The sequence below is a fragment of the Streptomyces sp. NPDC051677 genome, assembly GCF_044453465.1.
Taxonomy (GTDB): domain Bacteria; phylum Actinomycetota; class Actinomycetes; order Streptomycetales; family Streptomycetaceae; genus Streptomyces.
The window spans coordinates 42,132-63,455 of sequence record NZ_JBITCT010000055.1; the positions used below are offsets into that span (position 1 = coordinate 42,132).

At 72.0% G+C, this 21,324-nt stretch carries 22 protein-coding genes; 9 read left to right on the forward strand and 13 right to left on the reverse strand.

Features of this window, described 5'->3' with window-relative positions:
- From ACIBAF_RS41290 to ACIBAF_RS41305, 4 genes are all read left to right on the forward strand, one after another.
- A complete protein-coding gene (locus tag ACIBAF_RS41290; protein ID WP_399470543.1) occupies positions 1-816 on the forward strand; it encodes an alpha/beta fold hydrolase in 816 nt (271 codons plus the stop codon).
- Positions 813-1,985, forward strand: coding sequence for a glycosyltransferase (locus ACIBAF_RS41295; protein WP_399470545.1), 1,173 nt, complete (start codon positions 813-815; stop codon positions 1,983-1,985). Before ACIBAF_RS41290 ends, ACIBAF_RS41295 begins: the two co-directional genes overlap by 4 nt.
- Positions 1,982-3,067 carry a class I SAM-dependent methyltransferase gene (locus ACIBAF_RS41300; RefSeq protein WP_399470547.1) on the forward strand — a complete coding sequence of 362 codons (1,086 nt, stop codon included), beginning with the start codon at positions 1,982-1,984 and terminating at the stop codon, positions 3,065-3,067. The genes ACIBAF_RS41295 and ACIBAF_RS41300 overlap by 4 nt, the downstream gene beginning before the upstream one ends.
- 100 nt (positions 3,068-3,167) lie before the next feature.
- On the forward strand, positions 3,168-4,118 hold the full coding sequence (locus ACIBAF_RS41305) for an alpha/beta hydrolase (RefSeq protein WP_399470549.1): 951 nt from the start codon (positions 3,168-3,170) through the stop codon (positions 4,116-4,118).
- A 15-nt stretch (positions 4,119-4,133) separates the two neighbouring features.
- On the opposite strand, the gene ACIBAF_RS41310 is transcribed toward ACIBAF_RS41305, so the two are convergent.
- The 8 genes from ACIBAF_RS41310 to ACIBAF_RS41345 form a co-directional block, all read right to left on the reverse strand.
- The gene (locus tag ACIBAF_RS41310; protein ID WP_399470551.1) at positions 4,134-4,922 is read right to left on the reverse strand and encodes an alpha/beta fold hydrolase; all 789 of its coding nucleotides are present in this window, start codon (positions 4,920-4,922) and stop codon (positions 4,134-4,136) included.
- 128 nt (positions 4,923-5,050) lie between these two features.
- A complete protein-coding gene (locus tag ACIBAF_RS41315; RefSeq protein WP_399470553.1) occupies positions 5,051-6,400 on the reverse strand; it encodes an MFS transporter in 1,350 nt (449 codons plus the stop codon).
- An 81-nt stretch (positions 6,401-6,481) separates the two neighbouring features.
- Positions 6,482-7,435: a catechol 2,3-dioxygenase gene (locus ACIBAF_RS41320; protein ID WP_399470555.1), complete on the reverse strand. Its 954-nt coding sequence runs from the start codon at positions 7,433-7,435 to the stop codon at positions 6,482-6,484.
- Positions 7,432-8,544, reverse strand: a complete 1,113-nt coding sequence (locus tag ACIBAF_RS41325; RefSeq protein WP_399470557.1) for a 4-oxalomesaconate tautomerase — start codon at positions 8,542-8,544, stop codon at positions 7,432-7,434. Before ACIBAF_RS41325 ends, ACIBAF_RS41320 begins: the two co-directional genes overlap by 4 nt.
- The gene (locus tag ACIBAF_RS41330) at positions 8,541-9,272 is read right to left on the reverse strand and encodes a 4-carboxy-4-hydroxy-2-oxoadipate aldolase/oxaloacetate decarboxylase (RefSeq protein ID WP_399470559.1); all 732 of its coding nucleotides are present in this window, start codon (positions 9,270-9,272) and stop codon (positions 8,541-8,543) included. The genes ACIBAF_RS41325 and ACIBAF_RS41330 overlap by 4 nt, the downstream gene beginning before the upstream one ends.
- Positions 9,269-10,024 (reverse strand): PIG-L deacetylase family protein, encoded by a 756-nt coding sequence (locus tag ACIBAF_RS41335; RefSeq protein WP_399470561.1) that lies wholly within the window; start codon positions 10,022-10,024, stop codon positions 9,269-9,271. Before ACIBAF_RS41335 ends, ACIBAF_RS41330 begins: the two co-directional genes overlap by 4 nt.
- A gap of 64 nt (positions 10,025-10,088) precedes the next feature.
- Entirely contained in the window at positions 10,089-10,739 is a 651-nt protein-coding gene (locus ACIBAF_RS41340) for a GntR family transcriptional regulator (RefSeq protein WP_399470563.1), read from the reverse strand.
- A gap of 111 nt (positions 10,740-10,850) precedes the next feature.
- Positions 10,851-11,888: a LacI family DNA-binding transcriptional regulator gene (locus ACIBAF_RS41345; RefSeq protein WP_399470565.1), complete on the reverse strand. Its 1,038-nt coding sequence runs from the start codon at positions 11,886-11,888 to the stop codon at positions 10,851-10,853.
- Positions 11,889-12,009: 121 nt separating this feature from the next.
- Here ACIBAF_RS41345 and ACIBAF_RS41350 point away from each other — a divergent pair, with 121 nt between their 5' ends.
- Positions 12,010-13,203, forward strand: a complete 1,194-nt coding sequence (locus ACIBAF_RS41350; RefSeq protein ID WP_399470567.1) for a Gfo/Idh/MocA family protein — start codon at positions 12,010-12,012, stop codon at positions 13,201-13,203.
- Positions 13,204-13,351: 148 nt separating this feature from the next.
- Positions 13,352-14,020 carry a hypothetical protein gene (locus ACIBAF_RS41355; protein WP_399470569.1) on the forward strand — a complete coding sequence of 223 codons (669 nt, stop codon included), beginning with the start codon at positions 13,352-13,354 and terminating at the stop codon, positions 14,018-14,020.
- An 81-nt stretch (positions 14,021-14,101) separates the two neighbouring features.
- Here ACIBAF_RS41355 and ACIBAF_RS41360 read toward each other — a convergent pair whose 3' ends face one another.
- A complete protein-coding gene (locus tag ACIBAF_RS41360) occupies positions 14,102-15,136 on the reverse strand; it encodes a LacI family DNA-binding transcriptional regulator (RefSeq protein WP_399470571.1) in 1,035 nt (344 codons plus the stop codon).
- Between the two features lie 142 nt (positions 15,137-15,278).
- Between ACIBAF_RS41360 and ACIBAF_RS41365 the strand changes: the two genes are divergently transcribed.
- The 3 genes from ACIBAF_RS41365 to ACIBAF_RS41375 are packed head-to-tail and all read left to right on the forward strand — an operon-like array spanning position 15,279 to position 18,314.
- Positions 15,279-16,457 carry a phytanoyl-CoA dioxygenase family protein gene (locus ACIBAF_RS41365; RefSeq protein ID WP_399470573.1) on the forward strand — a complete coding sequence of 393 codons (1,179 nt, stop codon included), beginning with the start codon at positions 15,279-15,281 and terminating at the stop codon, positions 16,455-16,457.
- 15 nt (positions 16,458-16,472) lie between these two features.
- A complete protein-coding gene (locus ACIBAF_RS41370; RefSeq protein ID WP_399470575.1) occupies positions 16,473-17,249 on the forward strand; it encodes an SDR family oxidoreductase in 777 nt (258 codons plus the stop codon).
- Positions 17,250-17,309: 60 nt separating this feature from the next.
- Complete coding sequence (locus tag ACIBAF_RS41375) at positions 17,310-18,314, forward strand: Gfo/Idh/MocA family oxidoreductase (RefSeq protein ID WP_399470577.1); 1,005 nt, start codon at positions 17,310-17,312, stop codon at positions 18,312-18,314.
- Between the two features lie 79 nt (positions 18,315-18,393).
- Here ACIBAF_RS41375 and ACIBAF_RS41380 read toward each other — a convergent pair whose 3' ends face one another.
- The 4 genes from ACIBAF_RS41380 to ACIBAF_RS41395 form a co-directional block, all read right to left on the reverse strand.
- Positions 18,394-18,567: a hypothetical protein gene (locus ACIBAF_RS41380; protein ID WP_399470580.1), complete on the reverse strand. Its 174-nt coding sequence runs from the start codon at positions 18,565-18,567 to the stop codon at positions 18,394-18,396.
- Between the two features lie 48 nt (positions 18,568-18,615).
- Positions 18,616-19,866: a serine hydrolase domain-containing protein gene (locus tag ACIBAF_RS41385; RefSeq protein ID WP_399470582.1), complete on the reverse strand. Its 1,251-nt coding sequence runs from the start codon at positions 19,864-19,866 to the stop codon at positions 18,616-18,618.
- A 143-nt stretch (positions 19,867-20,009) separates the two neighbouring features.
- The gene (locus tag ACIBAF_RS41390; protein WP_399470584.1) at positions 20,010-20,912 is read right to left on the reverse strand and encodes a sugar phosphate isomerase/epimerase family protein; all 903 of its coding nucleotides are present in this window, start codon (positions 20,910-20,912) and stop codon (positions 20,010-20,012) included.
- A 1-nt stretch (position 20,913) separates the two neighbouring features.
- Positions 20,914-21,324 (reverse strand): ATP-binding cassette domain-containing protein (locus ACIBAF_RS41395; protein ID WP_399470586.1); only part of this gene is annotated, 411 nt, incomplete at its 5' end.

Sequence of the window (21,324 nt, forward strand, 5' to 3'; positions counted from 1 at the left end):
ATGGCGATGGTCGACACCGGCGCCGTCCGGTTGCACGTACAGCGGATCGGCCCCCGGGAGGGCCGGTCGGCCACCGCCACCGTGGTGCTGGTGCACGGTCTGCTCACTGACAGCCTGGCCAGCTACTACTTCACCGTCGCGCCCGCGTTCGCGGCCGCCGGCCTCGACGTCGTCATGTACGACCTGCGCGGCCACGGACGCAGTGAACGCCCCGCCGCCGGCTACACGTTGGACGACGGCGTCGACGACCTGGAGGCGCTGCTCGACCGGCTGGCGGTGAGGGGCCCGGTCCATCTCGTCGGCAACTCCTACGGCGGGACGATCGCGTTCGGCTACGCGGCCCGGCATCCCGAGCGGGCGGCGAGCGTCAGCCTCATCGAGTCGGAACCGGCCACCGCCGCCTGGGCGGTGAAGCTCGGCGGGATCCTGGACCGGGTGGTGACGCAGCTCGCGCACAACGAGCCGGAGGCGATCGCCTGGATCACCGCGAACCGCAGCCACAACACCGCCCGCCTGGCGAAGGGCGCGGCCCGGCTCGCCCGCGAGACCAGCCTCGGCCGGGACATCCCGGCCAGCCAGGTGCTGACGGACGATCAGATCGCGGCGGTGCGCTGCCCGGTGCTGGGCCTGTACGGCGGCGACTCCGATCTCGCCGCGCTCGCGCCCTGGTTTCAGGCGGTGCTGCCGGACTGCCGGACCGTGGTGATCCCGGGGCACGAGCACTCGGTTCTCGTGGAGGCCCCGGGGACGGTCGGCGGGCACATCCTGCACCTGGTCGAGGAGGCCGGGCGGGTGGCGGCGGAGGCGGCCGGGTGAGCCGATTGCTGTTCGTCGTCCCGCCGTTGGTCGGGCACATCAACCCGACCGTCGGCGTCGCCGCCGAACTCACCGCGCGCGGGCACCGGGTGGCGTGGGCCTGCCCCGATCCGGAGCTGGTGGGCCGGCTCGCGGGTCCCGGAGCCGGGACGGTCTTCGCGTGTGCCGGGACCCCGCAGGGTGAGCGGCCGGCCGATCTGCGCGGCCCGGAGGCTCTGAAGTTCCTGTGGGAGTGGTACCTGCTCCCGCTGGCTCTGGCCATGGCGCCGGGCGTGCGGGCGGCCGTCGAGGCGTTCCGGCCGGACGTGGTCGTGGCCGACCAGCAGGCCTTCGCCGGCGCGCTGGTCGCTGAGCGGCTGGGCCTGCCCTGGGCGACCTCGGCGACCACGTCGGCCGAGTTCACCGACCCCCTCTCCGGGCTGCCCAAGGTCAGTCGGTGGCTGACGGAGAGGCTGGCCGAACTCCGGGTCGCCGTCGGGGATCCGGCGGGCGTCGACGACCCCCGCTTCTCCCCGCGGCTCGTCCTCGCCTTCAGCACCCCGGAGTTGGCGGGCGGCTCCCGCGACGCGGTCCGCTGGGTCGGTCCGTCGATCACGGCCCGGCCGTCCACCGCCGGCTTCCCCTGGGAGTGGCTCGACCCCGGCCGGGTCACCGTGCTGGTCACGCTCGGCACTGCGAACACCGACGTCGGCGGCCGGTTCCTCGACACGTGCCGAAGCGCACTGCGGGAGCGGGCCGACCGGGTGCAGGGGGTGATCGTCGACCCCGGCGGCACGCTGGAGCCGGGCGGCGACGGCGACGGCGAGGACGTGCTGGTCGTGCCGTCCGTGCCGCAACTCGCCCTGCTGGAACGGGGAGTCGGCGCCGTGGTCTGCCACGCGGGGCACAACAGCGTGTGCGAGGCGCTGTGGCACGGGGTTCCGCTCGTCGTGGCGCCCATCCGAGACGACCAGCCGGTCGTGGCTGGGCAGGTCGTGGACGCGGGGGCCGGGGTGCGGGTGCGGTTCGGCCGGGTCACCGCGCAGAAGCTGGGCGCGGCGCTCGACTCCGTCCTGGACGACCCCGCCCACCGCGCCGCGGCCGACCGGATCCGTACGGCGTTTCGCGCCGCGGGCGGCGCCTCGGCCGCCGCCGTCCATCTCGAGGAACTGGCCAGGGAGTTCAGATGAGCGAAAAGAGCCAAGACACCGAGTCCGCCACAGCCGCCGAGCGGATCGCCAAGCTGCGCCCCGGCTACCAGGCGGACATCGCGGCCGGCCTGGACCGCTTCTTCGAGCCCCGGAGCACCGCCTGCCCCTGGTGCGGCTCGGACGAGCTGACCACCCGGCTGCGCACCACCGACCTGCTCCAGCACAAGCCGGGCCGCTTCGTCCTGGACCGCTGCGAGGCCTGCGGGCACACCTTCCAGAACCCCCGACTCAGCGCGGAGGGCCTGGAGTTCTACTACCGGGACTTCTACGACGGGCTCGGCGAGAAGAAGCTCGGCGACACCTTCGGGAGCCGGACGAAGATGTACCGCGGGCGGGCCGAGTCGATGCTGCCGCACGACCCCGAGCCGAAGACCTGGCTGGACGTCGGCACCGGACACGGCCACTTCTGTGCGGTCGCCCAGGAGGTGCTGCCCGGGACCACGTTCGACGGGCTCGACTTCACCGACGGCGTCGAGCTCGCCCAGCGGGAGGGCCGGGTGCAGCACGGCTACCGGGGCAGCTTCGCCGACCTCGCGCCGGGGCTGGCCGCCGGCTACGACGTGGTGAGCATGTTCCACTACCTGGAGCACAGCACCGACCCCGACCGTGAGCTGCGCGCCGCACGGGAGACGGTCCGCCCCGGGGGCCATCTGCTCATCGAGGTGCCGGACCCCGAGAGCCGCTACGCCCGCCTCCTCGGCCGCTGGTGGCTGCCCTGGCTCCAGCCGCAGCATCTGCACTTCGTGCCGGTGGCCAACCTGCGGGAACGGCTCGCGCGGCTGGGCTTCACGGTGGTGGCGGAGCAGCACGCCGAGCCGCACGACCCGGTCGATCTGCTGGCCGCCGTCTGGCTGGCACTGGACCACGCGGCGCCCCGGGACGACGCGCCCTGGCTGCCTGAACCGCCCGGCGCGCTGCGGCGCACGCTGCGCGCGGCGCTGCTCCTCGCCGGGGTCCCGGCGCTGATCGCGGGCACCCTCCTCGACCGGTTCGCGGTGCGGCCGCTGTCGCACCGGCTGGGCGTGTCCAACGCGTACCGGATCGTCGCCAGACGCGACTGACGGGTGGGTGTGCACGCGGGCGCCGCCGTGCTAGCTTCACGATGTTTCCATCGACAGGAATCCTGGCGATCGACGGTATGGCTCGACGAACGGAACCCGCATGTCCATCATGGCCAGACCCGCGGTGGCCGCCCGCGCCGCCACGACGATGCAGGGCCTCAACCGGCTGGCGAGCCGGCGCTCCCGCGGCCCCGGCTCCACGGCCGCCTGGCAGTCCCGTTTCCCCGAATACCCGCGCGACGTACGGCAGTTGACGATCCCGACCTCCGTCGCCCCGGCCCCGGTCACGGTGTACGCGCCGCCGACCGGGACGGCGCCGCGTCCCCCCGTGCACGTCAACTTCCACGGCGGCGGCTTCGTCCTGTCGATGCCGGAGATGGACGACGCGCTGTGCCGGCTGCTGGCCGTGGAGGCGGGAGCGGTCGTGGTCAACGTCAAGTACGTCGTCGCCCCGCAGCACCCGTTCCCGGCCCCGACCACGCAGGCGTACGACGTCGTGAGGTGGGTCGCCGAGCACGGCGCCGAGCAGGGCTGGGACGGCGGGCGGCTCACCGTGGGCGGGCAGAGCGCGGGCGGCGCGCTCACCGCCGCCGTGGCCCGGCAGGCCCTGGAGCAGGGCGGTCCGTCGATCGCGCTCCAGGTGCTGCACTATCCCCCGCTGGATCTCGCGACCGCCGCCAGGGAGAAGCAGGCCGCCGTCGCCAAGCCGATGCTGCGACCCTGGATGGGGGAGATCTTCGACTCCTCCTATGTCCCGGACCCCCGTGAGCGCGCCCACCGGCTCGTCTCGCCCGCGGGCGCCGCGGACACGGCCGACCTCAAGGGCATCGCCCCGGCGCTGGTGATCACGGCCCACGACGACCTGCTCAGGAACGAGGCGACACGGTACGCCGAGCGGCTCGACGCGGCGGGCGCCCTCGTCGCACTCCACGACGTCAGCGGAGCCGACCACGGCTACGACGCCAAGGACGACGTAAAGGCCCGCGCCACCTACAACCTGATCGCCCGTCACCTCAGGCAGGTGGCCCAGACCGAGGCGCCCGACGCCTGACGCCCGACGGCTCGTTCAGCGCACCGACGCCGTGGCCGCCTCCGCGACGATCTCGGCGACGGCGGCCGGCTGCTCGACCAGGAGCAGGTGCCCCGCGTCGGCGACGGTGACCATGCGGACGTGCGGGCAGGCCTGCAGGTCACGCCGCTCGCCGTCCGTCAGGCCGATCATGTCCCGGTCGCCGCGCACCACCCAGGCGGGCACACCCGCCCCGCACAGTCTCGGGGCCAGCGACGGATACCGGGCCAGGTAGGCGTAGTAGCCCCGTACGATCCGGCGGCAGGCCACCGGGTCGTTGCCGCCCATGACCGCCGCCAGCGCCTCGGCGCGCTGCGGCGGCAGTTCGCGTCTCATCGCCCGGGGCATCAGTCCGAGCATGGCCGTCCAGGCCGCGCCGCCCAGCACGGGCACCCGGCCGACGGCGTCCAGCACGGTCAGGAACCTCGCCTCGTCGCCGCGCGAGAAGGTCGGCGACAGCAGCACCAGCGGGCCGTCGAAGAGGCCCAGCGCGGCCATCTCCAGCGCCACGTTCGCGCCCAGGCTGTGCCCGACGACGGCGTCGCAGCCGGCCTCGGCGGCGAAGTGCGCCAGCAGCCGGGCGTAGTGCTCCATGGACACGTCCTCGGGCGCCTCGGTCCGGCCGAACCCCGGCTGGGTCACCGCGACCATTCCGAGCCCCGCCACCGCCGGCTCGGCCATGACGTCCGCGTAGAACTCGGTCGTGCACATGCCGCCCGGAATCATCAGCACCCGGTGCGAGGCGTTTCTGGCGCCCGCCCGGCGAACATCCCAACGCTCACCCATACGACGAGCGTGACGCCCGGCGCACCCCACCGCACCTCGAACGGACCGGCGCCGGACAGGGTCCCCAGGGGCGCGGGGAACTGTGCGACCAGCCCCCACGCGCCCGCAGCCGGCGAACTCCCGGTCGGCTAGTGGGCGCCCACCAGTTCCTGGTCGGCGCCCTGCGGCGCCTGCTTGGAGCTGCGTAGCGCCGCGATGCCGATGAAGACCATGGACGACAGGCCGGCGATCGCGAAGGCGGTGAAGCCCCAGTCGCCGTGGTTCGCGGCGAGCAGCTGACCGCCGAGCCACGGGCCGAAGACGGCGCCGAAGCGGCCCATGCCGGAGGTCCAGCCGACGGCCGTGGCCCGGTTGTCGGGGTGGGAGCGGATGGAGACCGTCGCGTAGATCATCGTCTGGGCGCTGTTGAGGAAGACGCCCGTGAGGAAGACGACGATCATCGTGACGCTCGTCGGCATGTGGACGCTCAGCAGGAACACGCCGGCGGCCGTCAGCGCGAACCAGACCGCCGAGATGCGCGGGGCGCCGAACCGGTCGGCGGCGCGCCCGGCGATCAGCATGCCCACGATGCCGCCGAGGTTGAAGACGACCACGAAGGACAGGGCGGAGCCGAGCGCGTAGCCCTCGGCGCGCATCAGGGTGGGCAGCCAGGTGGCGACGCCGTAGACGAGGAGGAGGCCACCGAAGGAGGCCAGCCAGTACAGCAGGGTCTGGGTCCGTTCGCCGCCGCGGAAGAGGTTCTGCAGGGCGTTCCAGCGGTCGGCCGCGCCCTGCCTGCCGGACGTCGTGGCGGGCAGTTCGACGTCGTGGCGGGCGGCCAGTGCGCGGGCCTCCTCCATGCGGCCCTTGGCGACGAGGAAGCTCAGCGACTCGGGCAGCAGCCTCGCGAGCACCGGCGCGAAGAGCAGCGGCAGCACGCACACCCAGAAAGCGGCCCGCCAGCCGACGGGGTCGATGAGCCACTTGGCGACGTAGGCGGAGAGGATGCCGCCTGCGTGGTGGGCGGTCATCAGCAGACCGATGATCAGGGCGCCGCGGCCGCGCGGGGCGTAGTCGGAGACCATGCTGATCGCAGTGGGCAGCAGACCGCCGAGGCCGACGCCCGCCAGGGTCCGGCCGAGGCCGAAGACCTCGACTCCGGCTGCCGTCGCGCACACGCCGGAGGCGAGCGAGAAGAGGACCACACAGCCGACCATCAGCTTCTTGCGGCCGATCCGGTCGGCGACGGTGCCCGCGGTCAGGGCGCCGACCAACATGCCGAAGGTGGCGTAGCTGCCGAGGTCCCCGGCCGTGTCCGGGGTGAGGCCGAAGGTCTTGGTCTCCAGCAGGTGCGGCAGCACCGAGCCGTAGATGAACATGTCGAGGCCGTCGAAGAGCACGGCCAGCCAGCACAGACCGACGACCAGCAGGGCCAGCCTGCCGCCACGGGCGGACGGAGCGGGGGACGGGGAGGGGGACGGGGACGGGGAGGAGGACATCCTTGTTTTCCTCTCGTGCGGGCGGGGTGCCCCGACGCTAGATACTCCCGTCATTATTCGTCAACGTTTTTGTCAACAATCTCATCGACACACAGGTGGCGTTCCGTGGGTGTGGAACGACTCGATGGTCTTCAGCCCCCAGGCCTGCCCCTTCTTCCGTTCCTCCTCGGTCCAGGTGATCAGCGGCCAGTCCGGCGCCAGCACCAGCCGCGTGAGCGGGTTGCACAATTCGATGCGGTTGCCGCCGGGCTCGTAGACGTACAGGAAGAACGTCTGCTGGATGGCGTGCTTGTGCGGGCCCGTCTCGATGAACACACCGCTGTCGATGGCCAGATCGGCCGCCCGCAGGATGTCCTCGCGGGTGTCGGTCGCGAACGCGATGTGGTGCAGCCTGCCGCTGGCGCCGGTCCAGTCCTCGGTGTAGACGACGTCGTACGACTTGTTCGTGTACGTCAGCCAACGCGCCGCGATCCGACCGGAGTCGAGCCGGATCTGCTCCGTCGGCCGGGCGCCCAGCACCTGTTGCTGGAACTCCGCGCCGGCGAGCACGTCGGCGGCGAGGAAGTTGACGTGGTCCAACCGCCGTACGCCCACGCCCCGGTTGGGCTTGGCCTGCGGCTGGTTCTTCAGCGCGGGACGCAGCTCGTCGGGGGCCCGGTAGTGCTCGCTCTCCCAGTACAGGGCGTGCTCATGGCCGTCCGGATCGGCGGTGACGTACAGCTTGCCGAGGCCGGGTTCGTCCTCGACCCAGCGGCCCGTGCCGCCCGCCTCCTCGACCGCCTCGACACGACGGTGGAGGGCCTCCTCGCTGGAGGTGCGCAGGGCGAGCCGGCCGAGGCCGGGCTGCTCGCGGGCGGTGAGCACCAGGCTGTGGTGCTCGTAGTCGTCAAAGGTCCGCAGGTAGACGGTGTCGTCGCGCTGCTCGTTGACGGTGAGCCCCAGGTAGTCGGTGAAGAAGGCGACGCTGGCGTCCAGGTCCGGGGTGAAGAGCTGCGCGTGGCCGATGTGGGCGATGTCGCCGAGCGGCGGGGTCATCGTTGACCTCCAAGGGGTTGCGGGGGCATCGGCGCCGTCTCGGCCGGTCGGGGGAAGACGACGCCGTCGAAGAGCTTGCGGGCCGTGCGGACCACGGCCGTGCGACGGGCGGCGGGCAGGCCGTCGGGAGTGGTTCCGAGGCTGCTTTCCATGTCGAGGAATCCGGTGGGGTGTTCTATGCGCACGCGGTCGCTGTCGGGCTTGAGTTCCGCGATCTCCGCGCCCACGCCCCCTTCGATCCGCAGGCTCGCGGCGACGCCGGCCGCGCCGAGGACACCGATGGAGGGGTGGCAGCGCACAGGGATGAAGGTGCGGGTGGTGACGGCGCCGCCGCCCCGGGGCGGGGCGAGCAGGGTGACCTTGGGGACGGTGGCGTCCGAGACGTCGCCGAGGCCCATCAGCCGGCCCGCCGCCAGCCGGATCGTGCGCAGCCGGTCGGCGAGCGCCCCGTCCTCCTCCAGGTCCCCGGGCGACTCGTATCCGGTGACCTCGAGCGAGCCGGCCGCGACGAGGACGGTCGGCATGCCGTTGTCCACGCAGGTCACGGGGACGCCGTCGATCTCGTCCCGGACGTTGCCGGTGGGCAGCAGCGGGCGCGCGCCCGGCGGGAACTCGATCATCACGGGCGCGGCCCGCCCCGGCACACCCGAGATCTCGGCGTCTCCCGTGTAGTCGACACGGCCGCCGGGGGTCGGGAAGGTCGCCGTCGCGTAGTCGCCGGTGTTCACCATCCGGATGCGGACGGACGTCGACTCCTCCCCCGCCGCGACGAGTCCACGCTCGACGGCGAACGGGCCGATGCCGGCGAGGATGTTCCCGCAGTTCTGACGGGCACTCACCTCGGGCCTGTCGACGGCCACTTGAAGGAAGAGGTAGTCGACGTCGGCGCGCGGGTCGGGCGAGGTCGAGACCACGGCCACCTTGCTGGTGAGCGGGTGCGCACCGCCCAGGCCGTCGATCTGGCGCGGGTCCGGGCTGCCCATGATCCGCAGCAACAGGTCGTCGCGCAGGACCGGTTCAGCGGGGAGGTCGTCGGCGAGGAAGTAGGCGCCCTTGGAGGTGCCGCCCCGCATCAGCAGGCAGGGCACCCCCTCGGGCCCTCCGGTCACGACCGCTCCCCCTCATGCTCGTCGCGCTCCTCGTATGTCGTGTACTCCTCGTATGTCCTGTACTCGACGCCGAGCCGCTTGAGCGTCTCCCTCAACCCGTAGCGGTCCAGGCCGAGTTGTCCGTCGAGGAAGGCGGCGCGGGTGGCGGCCTCCTTGGCCTCGCGGGCCTTTGACCTCTCGGCGGTCTCGCGGGCGCGCTCGCGGGGTACGACGACCACGCCGTCGTCGTCGGCGAGAACCACGTCGCCCGGGCGGATCACCTGGCCGTCGACGGCGATCGGCACGTTGACCGAGCCGCCCGTGGCCTTGACCGTGCCCTGCGAGGAGACCGCCCGGGACCAGGCGGCGAAGCCCATCTCCCGCAGCTCCTGGGTGTCGCGGATACCGGTGTTCATGACGACACCGCGCACCCCGCGCTGCTTCAGGGCGGTCGCGAACAGCTCGCCGAACAGACCGTCCGCGCACGGCGAGGTGGTGGTGACGACCAGGACGTCGCCCTCGCCGCACTGCTCCACGGCCGCATGGATCATGAGGTTGTCGCCGGGCCAGCTCAGCACCGTGACGGCGGTGCCCGCGACCCGCACGCCCTGCTGGACGGGCCGGATCTGCGGGCCCAGCAGGCCGGTTCGGCCCATCGCCTCGCTGACGGTGGCCACCCCGAAACCGGCCAGCGCGTCGACGTCCTTCAGGTCCGCCTTCGGCGGGTTGGTGACGATCACGCCGCTCACGCCAGCTCCCTCGCGATCTGCGGGTAGGGACGCATGAACGCCTCGGCCATGGTCTTGTGAGCCAGGCCCAGATTGGGGCCGGCGTTGCGCCTGAGCTGGACGCCCCGGCGGACGGCGAGGTCGGTGTAGTACTCCCACAGGTGCTGCTGGGCGCCGAGGCACTCCATGGCCTTGCGCTTGGCGTCCCACACCTCGGTGATGTCGAGCAGCACCTCGGGCCTGAAGCCGCTCATCTCGGGCTGGTGCGGCTCGAAGTAGAAGACCGGCGGGGCGCCGATGATCTCGCCCTCGCCCGGGTAGCCGACGGCCTGGGCGAGGACGCGGGCCTCCAGCGCCATGCGGTTGGCGGCCGGGTGGTCGCCGTTGTAGGGGTCCTCGACCGGGTGGGTGAGGACGACGTCGGGCTGGGTCTCGCGGTAGACGGCGACGAGTCGGTCGGTCAACTCGGCGGTGGCTACCAGCGGGTAGTCCCCGGCGTCGAAGAAGCGGACCTCGGCGCCGAGGGCCGCGGCGGCGCGCTCCGCCTCGTCCCGGCGTATCGCCTTGATCTCCTCCAGCTTCCTGCCCTCGCGCCAGGCCTTGGCGGACTCGCCGCGCTCGCCGAAGGTGAGGCAGGCGATGGTGACCTTCTCCCCGCGGGAGGCGGCCAGGGCGATGGCGCCGCCCGCCCGCCACACGAAGTCCCCGGCGTGCGCGGTGACGACCAGGGTCGATCGGGGCGGGTGCGTGGCGGGCGCGTTGGCCTGGGTCATTGCTGCGGTCTCCTCGGTGACAGGTTGACGCCCGCCCTGTCAGCGGCTCTCGGCCGCGCGGCTGTCAGTCGCGCAGCGCCTCGATCACGCTGGTGAGGTGGGCGCGGACGGCCGTCTCGGCCGCCTGCGGGTCCCTGGCCCTGATCGCCTCGATCATGGCCAGGTGCTCCTTCAGGGAGTGCTGCGGCCGGCCCGGCCTGAGCGCCAACTGGAAGCGGTGGCGCACCAGTTGGGCGTTGAGCCGCTCCAGCAGGTCCACGGCGGTCTGCTGGCCGGAGAACTCGCGCACCTTGGCGTGCAGTTCCTGGTTGAGCTCGGAGTACGTCACCGGCTCACCGTCGGCCACGGCCTTGGTCATCGCCGTGCCCAGCTCCGTCAGCTCGTCGAGCTGCTCGTCGCTGGCGGCGACGGCGGCCTTCGCCGCGCAGAGCCCTTCGAGGACCATGCGGCACTCGGTGATGGCGACCGCTTCGTCCACGGTCACCAGCCGCACCCGTGAACCCCGGTTGCGGATCCGCTCGACGAGTCCCTGGGACTCCAGGTCGATCAGAGCCGCGCGGATGCTGGCCCGCGTCACACCGAACTGCTCGGCGAGCTCGTTCTCCACCAACCGCTGCGCCGGCGCCATCTCGCCGTGCAGGATCGCCTGCCGCAGCTGCGCGAGCGCATGCTGTTTGGCCTGCTCCCCGGTGCTCGGACGGGCTTCTTTCGGCATGGCTGCCCTCCCTGAGTGAGTGCGTGTCGAACCTAAATCTAGCCAGACAAGATTGTCAACAATTTTGTCCGCCGTGTCCGGCGCACGGGAGTCCCCCGTGTGCGTGTGCGCTCAGTCCCCGAGCGGGGGCGCCGTGGTGTCCCTGATCTCCAGCACGGGCGCGGCCAGCCGCACGCGTCCCGCTCCCCCGTGCCCCTCGAACCGGTCCAGAAGGAAGCGGGCGGCCCGGCGTCCGACCTCGTGGCCGGCGTTGTCGACCGTGGTCAGCCAGAGGTGCCGCAGCCGGGACGTGCTCGTGTTGTCGTAGCCGACCACGGACAGGTCCCGGGGGACCCGCAGGCGCATCTCCTCGGCCGCCGAGAGGGCGCCGACGCAGGCGATGTCGTTGACGGCGAACACGGCCGTGGGCCGGTCCGGACGACTCAGCAGCCGTACGGCGGCCCGGTGACCGCCCTCCTCCGTCATGTCGCTGAGCTCGATCAGCGCCTCGCCCGCCCCGTGCGCCCGCATCGCCGCCTCGAAACTGCGCCGACGCAGCTCGCCGACCGCGCCGTAGCCCGCGATGTGCGCGATCCGGCGGTGCCCAAGGCCGAGGAGGTGCTCGGTGACCAGCCGCGCGCCCTGCTCGTCGTCGCCCGCGACGACGTCGACCCCGGCCGGGACGGGCTCCCGGGCGCCCGCGACGACGACCGGGATCCGCTCGGCGACCGCGCCCAGCGCCGCCGGGTCGGGCAGCGTCCCCACCACGACCAGGCCGTCGGCGCCGAGTTCGAGGAACGGACCGGCCGGGTCCTGCCCGACGCGGCGGTTCAGCCGGGCGTCCGCGAGCAGCATGTGCAGGCCGGCGGCGTGCAGCAGCGAGTTGAGGCCGTCCAGGAGATCGACGTACCAGGGGTTGCGCAGGTCGTGCAGGAGGACGCCGACCATGGGGGTCCCCCCGCCTGAGCGCAGCCCGGAGTGAGGGAGGGTGCGCTGCTCGCTGAGACTGCGCGCGGCCGCGTTGGGCCGGTAGCCCAGCTCGCGCACGGCCCGCAGGACGGCCTCCCGCTTCTCGGCGCGCACCTGACCGGAGCCGCGCAGCACGAGGGAGACCAACGACTTGGACACTCCGGCCCGGACGGCCACGTCGCGGATGGTCGGCGGTCTCATGATTGGACCGTTCCATGCGGCTGAGCGGTTGTCAAAGGGTCCCGCAAGGCTTGACACCCTTGGCGAACCGCCCTCAGGGTGGCCGGGAAAGTAGATGGATCGGTCCAAAGAGGGGCTGTCAATGGTCGGGTCGGTGGGTTCGGTGAGTTCAGCGGGGTCGGTGGGTTCGATCGGCGTCGCCGTCGTCGGGTTCGGCTGGATGGGCCGGGTGCACACCCAGGCGTACGCCCGCGTCCGGCACCACTATCCGCGGCTGGCCCTGCGTCCGGAGCTCGTGACCGTCGCCGAGGAGGTGCCCGGCCGGGCGGAGGAGGCCGCCGACCAGTTCGGCTTCGCCGCCACCACCCGCGACTGGCGTGAGGTGGCCGCCGATCCCCGGGTGCGGGCCGTGAGCATCACCGCGCCGAACTTCCTGCACCGCGAGATCGGTGTCGCGATGGCCGAGGCCGGCAAGCACATCTGGATCGAGAAGCCGGTCGGCCTCACCCCGCAGGACGCCGGGGCCGTGGCGGACGCGGTGGCCAAGGCCGGCGTCCAGGGCACGGTCGGCTTCAACTACCGCAACGCGCCCGCCGTGGAGACCGCCCGCGACCTGATCGCCTCCGGTGACCTCGGCACGGTCACGCATGTCCGCATCCGCCTCTTCAGCGACTACGCGGCCCACCCGGACGGCGCCCTGACCTGGCGGTACGAGCGGGAGCGGGGCGGCAGCGGAGTCCTGGGCGACCTGGCCTCGCACGGCGTCGACCTGGCCCGCTTCCTGCTCGGCGACATCACGTCCCTGACGGCCGACACCGCGGTCTTCGTGCCCGAGCGGGCCCGCCCGACAGGGGCGACGGCGGGCCACAGCCGTGCCGCCGGCGGCGAGCTCGGCCCGGTCGAGAACGAGGACTACGTCAACTGTCTGCTGCGCTTCGCCTCCGGCGCGCGGGGTGTGCTGGAGGCCTGCCGGGTCTCGGTCGGCGAGCAGAACAACTACGGCTTCGAGGTGCACGGCACCAAGGGCGCGGTGTTCTGGGACTTCCGGAGGATGAACGAACTGGGCGTCAGCCGTGGCACGACGTACCAGGACCAGCCGGTCAGCACGGTGTACGTCGGCCCGGGCGACGGCGAGTTCGGCGCGTTCCAGCCGGGCGCGGCGAACGCCATGGGCTACGACGACCTGAAGGTCGTGGAGGCGTACCGCTTCCTGCGCTCGGTCGCCGAGGGCGCCCCGCACGGGGCGACGCTCGCGGACGCGGTGCACAGCGCGACCGTGCTGGAGGCGATGACCCGGTCCGCCCGGAGCGGCTCCTGGGTGGACGTCCACCCGTAGGGGTGGCCCTGGGAACACCCCCGGTTCGGTCCTCAGGCCCAGGGACCGCGCGCCCCGAAGACGGCAGGCTTCAAGGGTCGGCGAGCGAGCGCACGAACACGCGGACGCCGACACCGATTCCGCCACACCGAGAACTCGGGGGAGCCCCATGTCCGAAGTCGTCGCCCGCCGCCTGACCGGCCTCGCCGCCGTCGTCGCCGCGGTCGCGCTCATCGTCCAGGTGCCGCTGTACTTCGTCTACGACGGCCCGCCGCCGGACGGCAACGTGCTGTCCCGGCTGCTCATCGGGATCGTCGCGCTGGCCGCGCTGGTCGTGTTCGTGACGGCGTTGCGCGAACTGGTGCGGCGGGTCAGCCCCGCCCATGAGTGGGTCGGCTCGATCGCCTTCTCCACCGGTCTCGTCTACGCCACGGTCACCCTGGTCTCGATGGGCCTGGAGGCCGGCGCGGTCATCGCCGTCGACCATCCCATCGATCCGACCATCGACGTCAGCGGCACCTACATCCTGTACGGGTCGATCTCCCGCCTCATGCTGGCGCTGTTCCTGACCGCCCTCGGGTACGCCGTCTCCCGGACCCGTCTGCTGCCGCGCTGGACCGGCCGCTCGGCGTACGTCCTGGCCGGGATCAACCTGGCGTTCGTGCCGTCGCTGTTCTTCGGCAACGACCCCGCCTTCTTCTACGCGGCGAACGGCTGGGGCACGACCGCGCTGATGGGGGCCGTCCTCAGCTACTGGCTGCTGGCCGTGGGCGTCTCGACGTACCGCAGCGCGACCCGCGTCACCCCGGCCGCCAAGGCGCCGGCACTGCAGCACTGATCGGATCAGCACCGCACCGAGGAGCACCGGGCAACACAGCCCCGCGCAGTGCACAGCCCGCGCCCCAGGCGGCGGCCCGCGTCAGCCGGCCGTCGCCTGGGGCGGCATGTTGTACGGGGTGACCACCTGGATCGCCGACGGCAGCAGGGGCCCGGCCGGCGGCAGCGCGCCGTGGGCCCGCATCACCGTGTGACAGGCCTCGCGCACGTCGTGGCGCAGGTCGTGGTGGAGTACGGCGGACAGCCGGTGCTCGCGCAGCAGCCGGGTGTTGTCGTGGTCGAGGTCGTGCGCCACGAACACGGCGCACTCGCGGCCGAGGTCGGCGAAGGCGCGCAGGGCGGCGATGTTGCCGCCGCCTATGGAGTAGACGGCGCGGATGTCCGGATCGCGTTCCAGTGCGGCCCGGACGAGGTCGTACTGGGTGGCGTCCAGCCCCTGCCCCTCGGTGATCTCGACGAGCGCCCGCTCGGGATGGCGGGCCCGCATCACACTCCGGAAGCCCATCTCGCGCTCCTCCTCGTTGCGGAAGAACCCGCTGCTCAGGCTTGTCAGCACATGGCCGGGACGGTCGCCGAGCCACTGGCCCATGAGGTAGGCGGCGGTGGCGCCGGCGGCCCGGTCGTCGATGCCGACGTAGGCGAGGCGGGCGCTGGCGGGCAGGTCCGTGACGAGGGTGACGACCGGGATGCCGACGGCCACCAGCCGGCCGACGGCGGCGGCGATCTCGGGGACGTCCGGCGCCTTGAGGATCACTCCTTGGGAACCGCGCCGGGCTATCCGGTCCAGGGTCGCGACCTGCTCCTGCACCGGTCCGGTCTCCCGGAAGTGGAAGCGGGAGCGCAGCACGGCCGGGTGCAGGGACGGCAGCTCGGCCTCCAGGGCGGCCCGGACGGCGGTGGTGAAGCGTTCCGGCGCCTGCATCACGATGTCGATCATGAAGGTGCGGCCGACGAGTCTGACCTGGGTGCGCTGGCGGTCGAGGTCGGCGATGGCCCGCTGGACCTCCTGCGCGGTGGACTCGCGCACCCCTCCCCTGCCGTTGAGGACCCGGTCGACGGTGGCCTCGCTGAGACCCGCCTGACGTGCGATCTCGCGGATGGGGAAGGGGTGGCCCACGGAAGGCTCCTGGGAGGTCTGGTGGAGGGTTCGGCGAGAGGTCTGCTTGAGGGGTTTTTGATGGCTGTCTGCTGGTTGCTCGATGGTTTTGTCATGACAAGAATGGCAGCGCTGAGCCGCCGTTGTCATCGAAGGGACAAGGATGTCCTTCTCCTCCGCGCAGGGCCGTGCCGGGGACCGTGCCTGGCTGACCGAGCAGGACTGCGACCTCGACGTGTTCCGCCCGCTCGTCGAGCGCGGAACCGACCCCCGCGACTTCCCGCACGCCACTGCCGTCGAGAAGAACGTCCTCGTCTACGACGGTGAGCGGTTGCGCGCCGCCGGAGCGGAGCGTGCGGTGCGCGCCGAGCTGGTGCGGGCCCTGACCGACGGCCCCGGTGTCGTCGTCTTCCGGGGCGCCTTCCCCGATCCGGCGGTCGTCGACCGGACCAGTGCCGTCTTCGACGCGCTCATCGCCGAGCAGCACGCCTCGGGTGCGACCGCCGGCGACCACTTCGCGAAGCCCGGCGCCAACGACCGCGTCTGGAACGCCCTGGAGAAGGCCGCCCGGTACGACCCGGAGGCGTTCGCCGAGTACTACGCCAACGACGTCCTCGCGCTGGTCTCCCGGGCCTGGCTCGGTCCCGGCTACCAGGTGACCTCCCAGGTCAACGTGGTGAACCCGGGCGGCGCGGCGCAGCGCCCGCACCGCGACTACCACCTCGGGTTCCTTTCCGACGAGGCGGCCGCCGCCTACCCGGCGCACGTCCACCGGCTCTCCCCGGTGCTCACGCTGCAGGGTGCGGTCGCGCACTGCGACATGCCGGTGGAGTCCGGCCCGACGCTGTATCTGCCGTACTCGCAGACCTTCGAGCCCGGCTATCTGGCGTGGCGGCTGCCGCAGTTCCAGGAGTACTTCGACGAGCACCACGTCCAACTGCCCCTGGCGAAGGGCGACGCGGCCTTCTTCAACCCGGCCGTCCTGCACGCCGCCGGCGCCAACCGCACCGCCGACGTACGGCGGATGGCCAACCTGCTCCAGGTGTCCTCGGCCTTCGGGCGGGCGATGGAGACCGTGGACCGGGAGGCGGTGGCCAACGCGGTCTTCCCCGTGCTGCTGGAGCGCCGGGCACAGGGCGTGGGCGAGGAGTGGCTGGAGCACGTGATCGCGGCGAGCGCCGAGGGCTACCCCTTCCCCACCAACCTCGACAGCGACCCGCCCGTCGACGGTCTGGCCCCGCCCTCGCAGGCGGACGTCGTCCGGCGCGCGCTGCACGAGGAGTGGACCCCGCAGGCGCTCCGCGACGAGCTGCGGGCCGGCGCCATGCGGCGCACCAGCTGAAAGGAACCTCCGCACATGGGACTTCTCGACGACAAGGTCGTCCTCGTCAACGGCGGCAGCCAGGGAGTCGGCGCGGCCATCGCGCGGGCCGCGATCCGGGAGGGCGCGCTCGTCGCCGTCACCGGACGGCGGCCGGAACCGGGCGAGGCCCTGGTGGCGGAGCTGACCGCAACGGGCGGCAAGGCGCTCTTCGTCCGGGCCGACCTGGCGGACGCAGCGCAGGCGAAGGCGTCGGTGGCCGAGACGGCCGCCGCGTACGGCCGGGTCGACTGCCTGGTGAACTCGGCCGGGCTCACGTCGCGGGGAACACTCCTCGACACCACGCCCGAGCTGTTCGACCAGCACATCGCGATCAACCTGAAGGCGCCGTTCTTCGCCATGCAGGCGGCGGTGGCGGACATGCTGGCCCGTGAGGCGCCCGGCACGATCGTCAACATCATCACCTCCTCGGCGCACGGCGGTCAGCCGTTTCTCGCGCCGTACGTCGCCGCCAAGGCCGGCCTGGTCGGTCTGACCCGCAACGCCGCGCACGCCCACCGCTTCGACCGGGTCCGGATCAACGGCCTGAACATCGGCTGGACGGCCACCGAGGGCGAGGACGCGACTCAGAAGTCCTTCCACGGCGCCGGGGACGACTGGCGCGAGCAGGCCGCCGCCCGGCTGCCCATGGGCAAGCTGGGCCAGCCGGACGAGATCGCCGACTTCGTGGTCTTCCTGCTGTCCGACCGGTCGGGCGTGGTGACCGGTTCGGTGATCGACTGGGACCAGAACGTGCTCGGCGGACTCGACTAACCCGCTTCTCCCCCGTCTCCCTGTATGCCTCTGTACGACTCGCTAGGAGCTGTGACCCCCATGCGCATCGGAATCCTCGGCCTCGGCCGCATCGGCGCCTTCCACGCCGAGACCCTCTCCGGACTCGACGCCGTCGAGTCGCTTGTCGTCGCCGACCCGTTCGCGGAGGCCGCCAAGAACGCGGCCGAGCGGTTCGGCGCCGAGGTCGCGGACTCCCCCGAGGCGGTGCTGGCCGCCGGCGTGGACGGTGTCGTGATCGCCGCGGCGACCGACGCGCACCCGGGTCTGATCCTGGCCGCCGTGGAGGCGGGCGTCCCCGTCTTCTGCGAGAAGCCCGTCGCCAGGACGATGAGCGAGGGCGTGGCCGTCCTCAAGGCCGTCCAGGGCTCCGCCGTCCCCATCCAGATCGGCTACAACCGCCGCTTCGACGCGGGCTTCGTCGCCGCGCGGGCGGCGGTGCAGGCCGGCGAGCTGGGCAAGCTGCACACGGTCCGCTCGACCACGCTGGACCCGGCCCCGCCGCCAGCCGCGTACATCGCCGCGTCCGGGGGCATCTTCCGGGACTGTTCCGTGCACGACTTCGACATCATCCGCTGGGTCACGGGCCGCGAGGTGACCGAGGTGTACGCGGTCGGCGGCAACCGGGGCGCCGACTACATCAAGGAGGCCGGCGACGCCGACACCACCGGCGCGATCCTCACCCTCGACGACGGCACGATCGCGGTGGTCTCCAACTCCCGCCACAACGCCCGCGGTTACGACGTGCGGATGGAGATCCACGGGTTCACGGACTCGATCGCCGTGGGCCTGGAGGACAAGCTTCCGCTGCGCTCGGTGGAGCCCGGGGTGACCTTCCCGGCCGACACCCCGCACGACTTCTTCATGGACCGCTTCACCGCCGCCTACCGCGCCGAACTCACCGCGTTCACCGAGGTCGTGGCCGGCTCCCGCCCCTCTCCCTGCACGATCGAGGACGCCCTGGAGGCGGGCTGGATCGCGGACGCCTGCACGCTGTCCCTGCACGAGCACCGGCCGGTGACGATCGCGGAGGTGCGGGCCTCCTGAGCCTGCACGGGCGAGGGCGACCGGGGAACGCTGTTCCCGGTCGCCCTTCTCCACGCTCGCGGGCCGTGCCGAACGGCTCTCACAGGCCGTAGCGAACGGTCACTTCGTCGGGGTCGTAGTGGTCCCGCGAGGGGTCCTTCGGCAGGGCGGGCCGTTCCTCCACCATGTCCGCCGGGCTGATCCGCTCCGGCAGCGCGCCGAACCGGGCCTTGCGCTGGGCCTCCGTGATGTCGGGCTGCTCGTCCTCGTGCATCTCACCCTCCCCTTTCCCGCTCCGCACCTTGCACCTGTCCGAACGTTCTCAGCGCGCCGCCGGTTCCGCCGGCAGGTTGAAGACGTGGTTCGGGGAGACGATCGTCGTGATCGCGTCGCCGAACAGGGTGCTCGGCTCCTGGTTCTTGTAGTTGACGTCGGTGTTCAGCACGACGACGAGGGTCGCCTGCGCCGACGGCAGATAGATGGTCAGCGACTCGTAGCCGGGCAGCGAGCCGTTGTGGCCGATCCAGCCCTGCACGTTGAAGATGCCGAGACCGTATCCGGTGCCCGGGATGGGGGTGGCCGGTGTGATCAGTCGCTGCTTCTGGGTGGCGGCGCTGACCATGCGGTCGCCGTCGGGAAAAACGCCGGTGGCCACGGTGCGTGCCCAGATCCGCAGGTCGTCCAGCGTGGAGATCATCGCGCCGGCCGCCCAGCCCCAGGAGGGGTTCCAGTCGGCCGAGTCCTCGATCTGCCCGGTCGCGGTCTGGTTCGTGTAGCCCTGGGAGTGCGGGGTCGGGAACTCGTTGCCGGTCGGGAACAGGGTGTCCTTCAGGCCGGCGGGGTCCAGGATGTGCTCGTGGATGTAGTCGTTGAGGTGCGAGCCGCTCATCTCCTCGACGACCAGGCCGAGCAGGATCAGGTTGGTGTTGCAGTAGTAGAACTTCTCTCCCGGCTGGAACAGCACGGGGTGCTTGAAGGAGTAGTCGAGCAGCTGCTGCGGAGTGAACGGCCGGTCGGGATCGGTCGTCAGGGCCTTGTAGAAGTCCGGGTCGGCGGAGTAGTTGAACAGTCCGCTGCGCATGCCGGCCAGCTGCCGCAGGGTGATCTTGTCACCATTCGGCACGCCGTCGATGTACTTCCCGATGGGGTCGTCGAGGCCGACCTTCCCCTCGTCGACCAGCTGGAGGACGGCCGTGACGGTGAACGTCTTGGTCTCGCTGCCGATCCGCATGAAGAGGTCCGGAGCCATCTCCTGACCGGTGCTCTTGTCGCGGACGCCGAAGGACTTCACGTATTGGCCCTTGTCGGGCGTCCAGATGCCGACGCTCACCCCGGGCACGTTCGCCTGTTTCATGACCCGCTGGACGGCTGCGTCGACCTGCTGCTGCACGGCGGGGGTGAGGTCGACGACGCCGTCCTCGGAAGAGGACGGCGAGGGTGGTTCGGCGGCGGTGGCCGTCTCGGCGGGCGAGGACGGCAGTGCCGTCGCCCCGCCCGCGGTCGGCACCGCCAACGCCCCCACCACGGTGGCGACGAGGATCCCCCTGCGCAGTCGCATGTACGGGTGTGTCATGGGCCTTCTCCCGCATGAGGAGGTTGCGCCGCACAGCCGCACCAAGGGGGCACGGGCCGCATGCGGCCCATCACCACCACCATACGAGCGCGGGCGCGCCACCGCCTGTCGGCGACGGCGCGACGCGCCTGGTCAGCGACCGCTCACGCCCCGCAGGACCGCAGGAACTTCCGGGTGCGCACCGCGATGGGCAGCGGGGCGTCCGGCTCGCACGGGTACATGTCCTGCTCGACGATCGCGAACAGCTCGACGCCCAGCCGCTGTGCCGCGACCAGGACCGGCTCCAACTCCGGCACGCCGGACGGCGGTTCGCACATCACCCCGCGCTGGACGGCGGGCCCGAACGGCATCTCGTCCCGGACGACGTCGGCGAGGATCTCCGGGTCGACCTGCTTGAGGTGGAGGTAGCCGATGCGTTCGCCGTAGGTCTCGATCAACTGGACGCTGTCGCCGCCGCAGTAAGCGTAGTGACCGGTGTCCAGGCAGAGGTTGACCAGTTCGCTGTCGGTGGAGTCGAGGAATCGTTCCACGTGGGGCTCGGTGTCGAGGTGCGTGTCGGCGTGCGGATGGACGACGAGGTCCAGGCCGTACGTCTCCTTCACCTCGTGGCCCAGCCGCTCCATGCCCTTGGTGAGATGGGCCCACTGTTCGCCCGTCAGCTCCGGCGGCTCCAGGATCTCGGCCGTCTTGTCGTCCCGCCAGAAGGACGGGATGACGACGAGGTGCCGGGCGCCCATCGCCTGGGTGAGCACGGCCACTTCGCTCACGTGCGCCCAGGTGGACTCCCAGACGGACGGCCCGCGGTGCAGGCCGGTGAAGACCGTTCCCGCCGAGACGCTCAGCCCCCGCCGGGCCACCTCGTCGGTGAGACGGGCCGGGTCGGTCGGCAGATAGCCGTAGGGGCCGAGTTCGATCCAGGAGTAGCCGGCCTCGGCGACCTCGTCCAGGAACCGTTCCCAGGGCACCTGCCGGGGGTCGTCGGGGAACCACACGCCCCAGGAGTCGGGGGCCGAGCCGATGCGGATGCGGTCGAGAGCGTCTGCCATGTCAGGGCGTTCCCTCCGCCGGGCCCGCCACGGGAGCGGTGAGGTCCTTGGCCTCCGGGAGTTCCTCGACGTCGACGCCGCGGACCTGGGACAACTCGTGTTTGAGGGCTGCGAGTTCGGCGCCGCCTGCCATGTGGTTGGTGAGTTCTTCGAGGCTGACCTGGGCGCGGGAGGCGGTGAGTTCCATGGTGCCCAGGCGCAGGACGCTGAAGTGGTCGCCGACCATGTAGGCGTGGTGGGGGTTGTGGGTGATGAAGATGACGCCGAGGCCGCGGTCGCGGGCGGCGGCGATGTACTTGAGGACCACGCCGGACTGCTTGACGCCGAGGGCCGCGGTGGGCTCGTCCAGGATCAGCACGCGGGCGCCGAAGTAGACGGCGCGGGCGATGGCCACGCACTGGCGCTGGCCGCC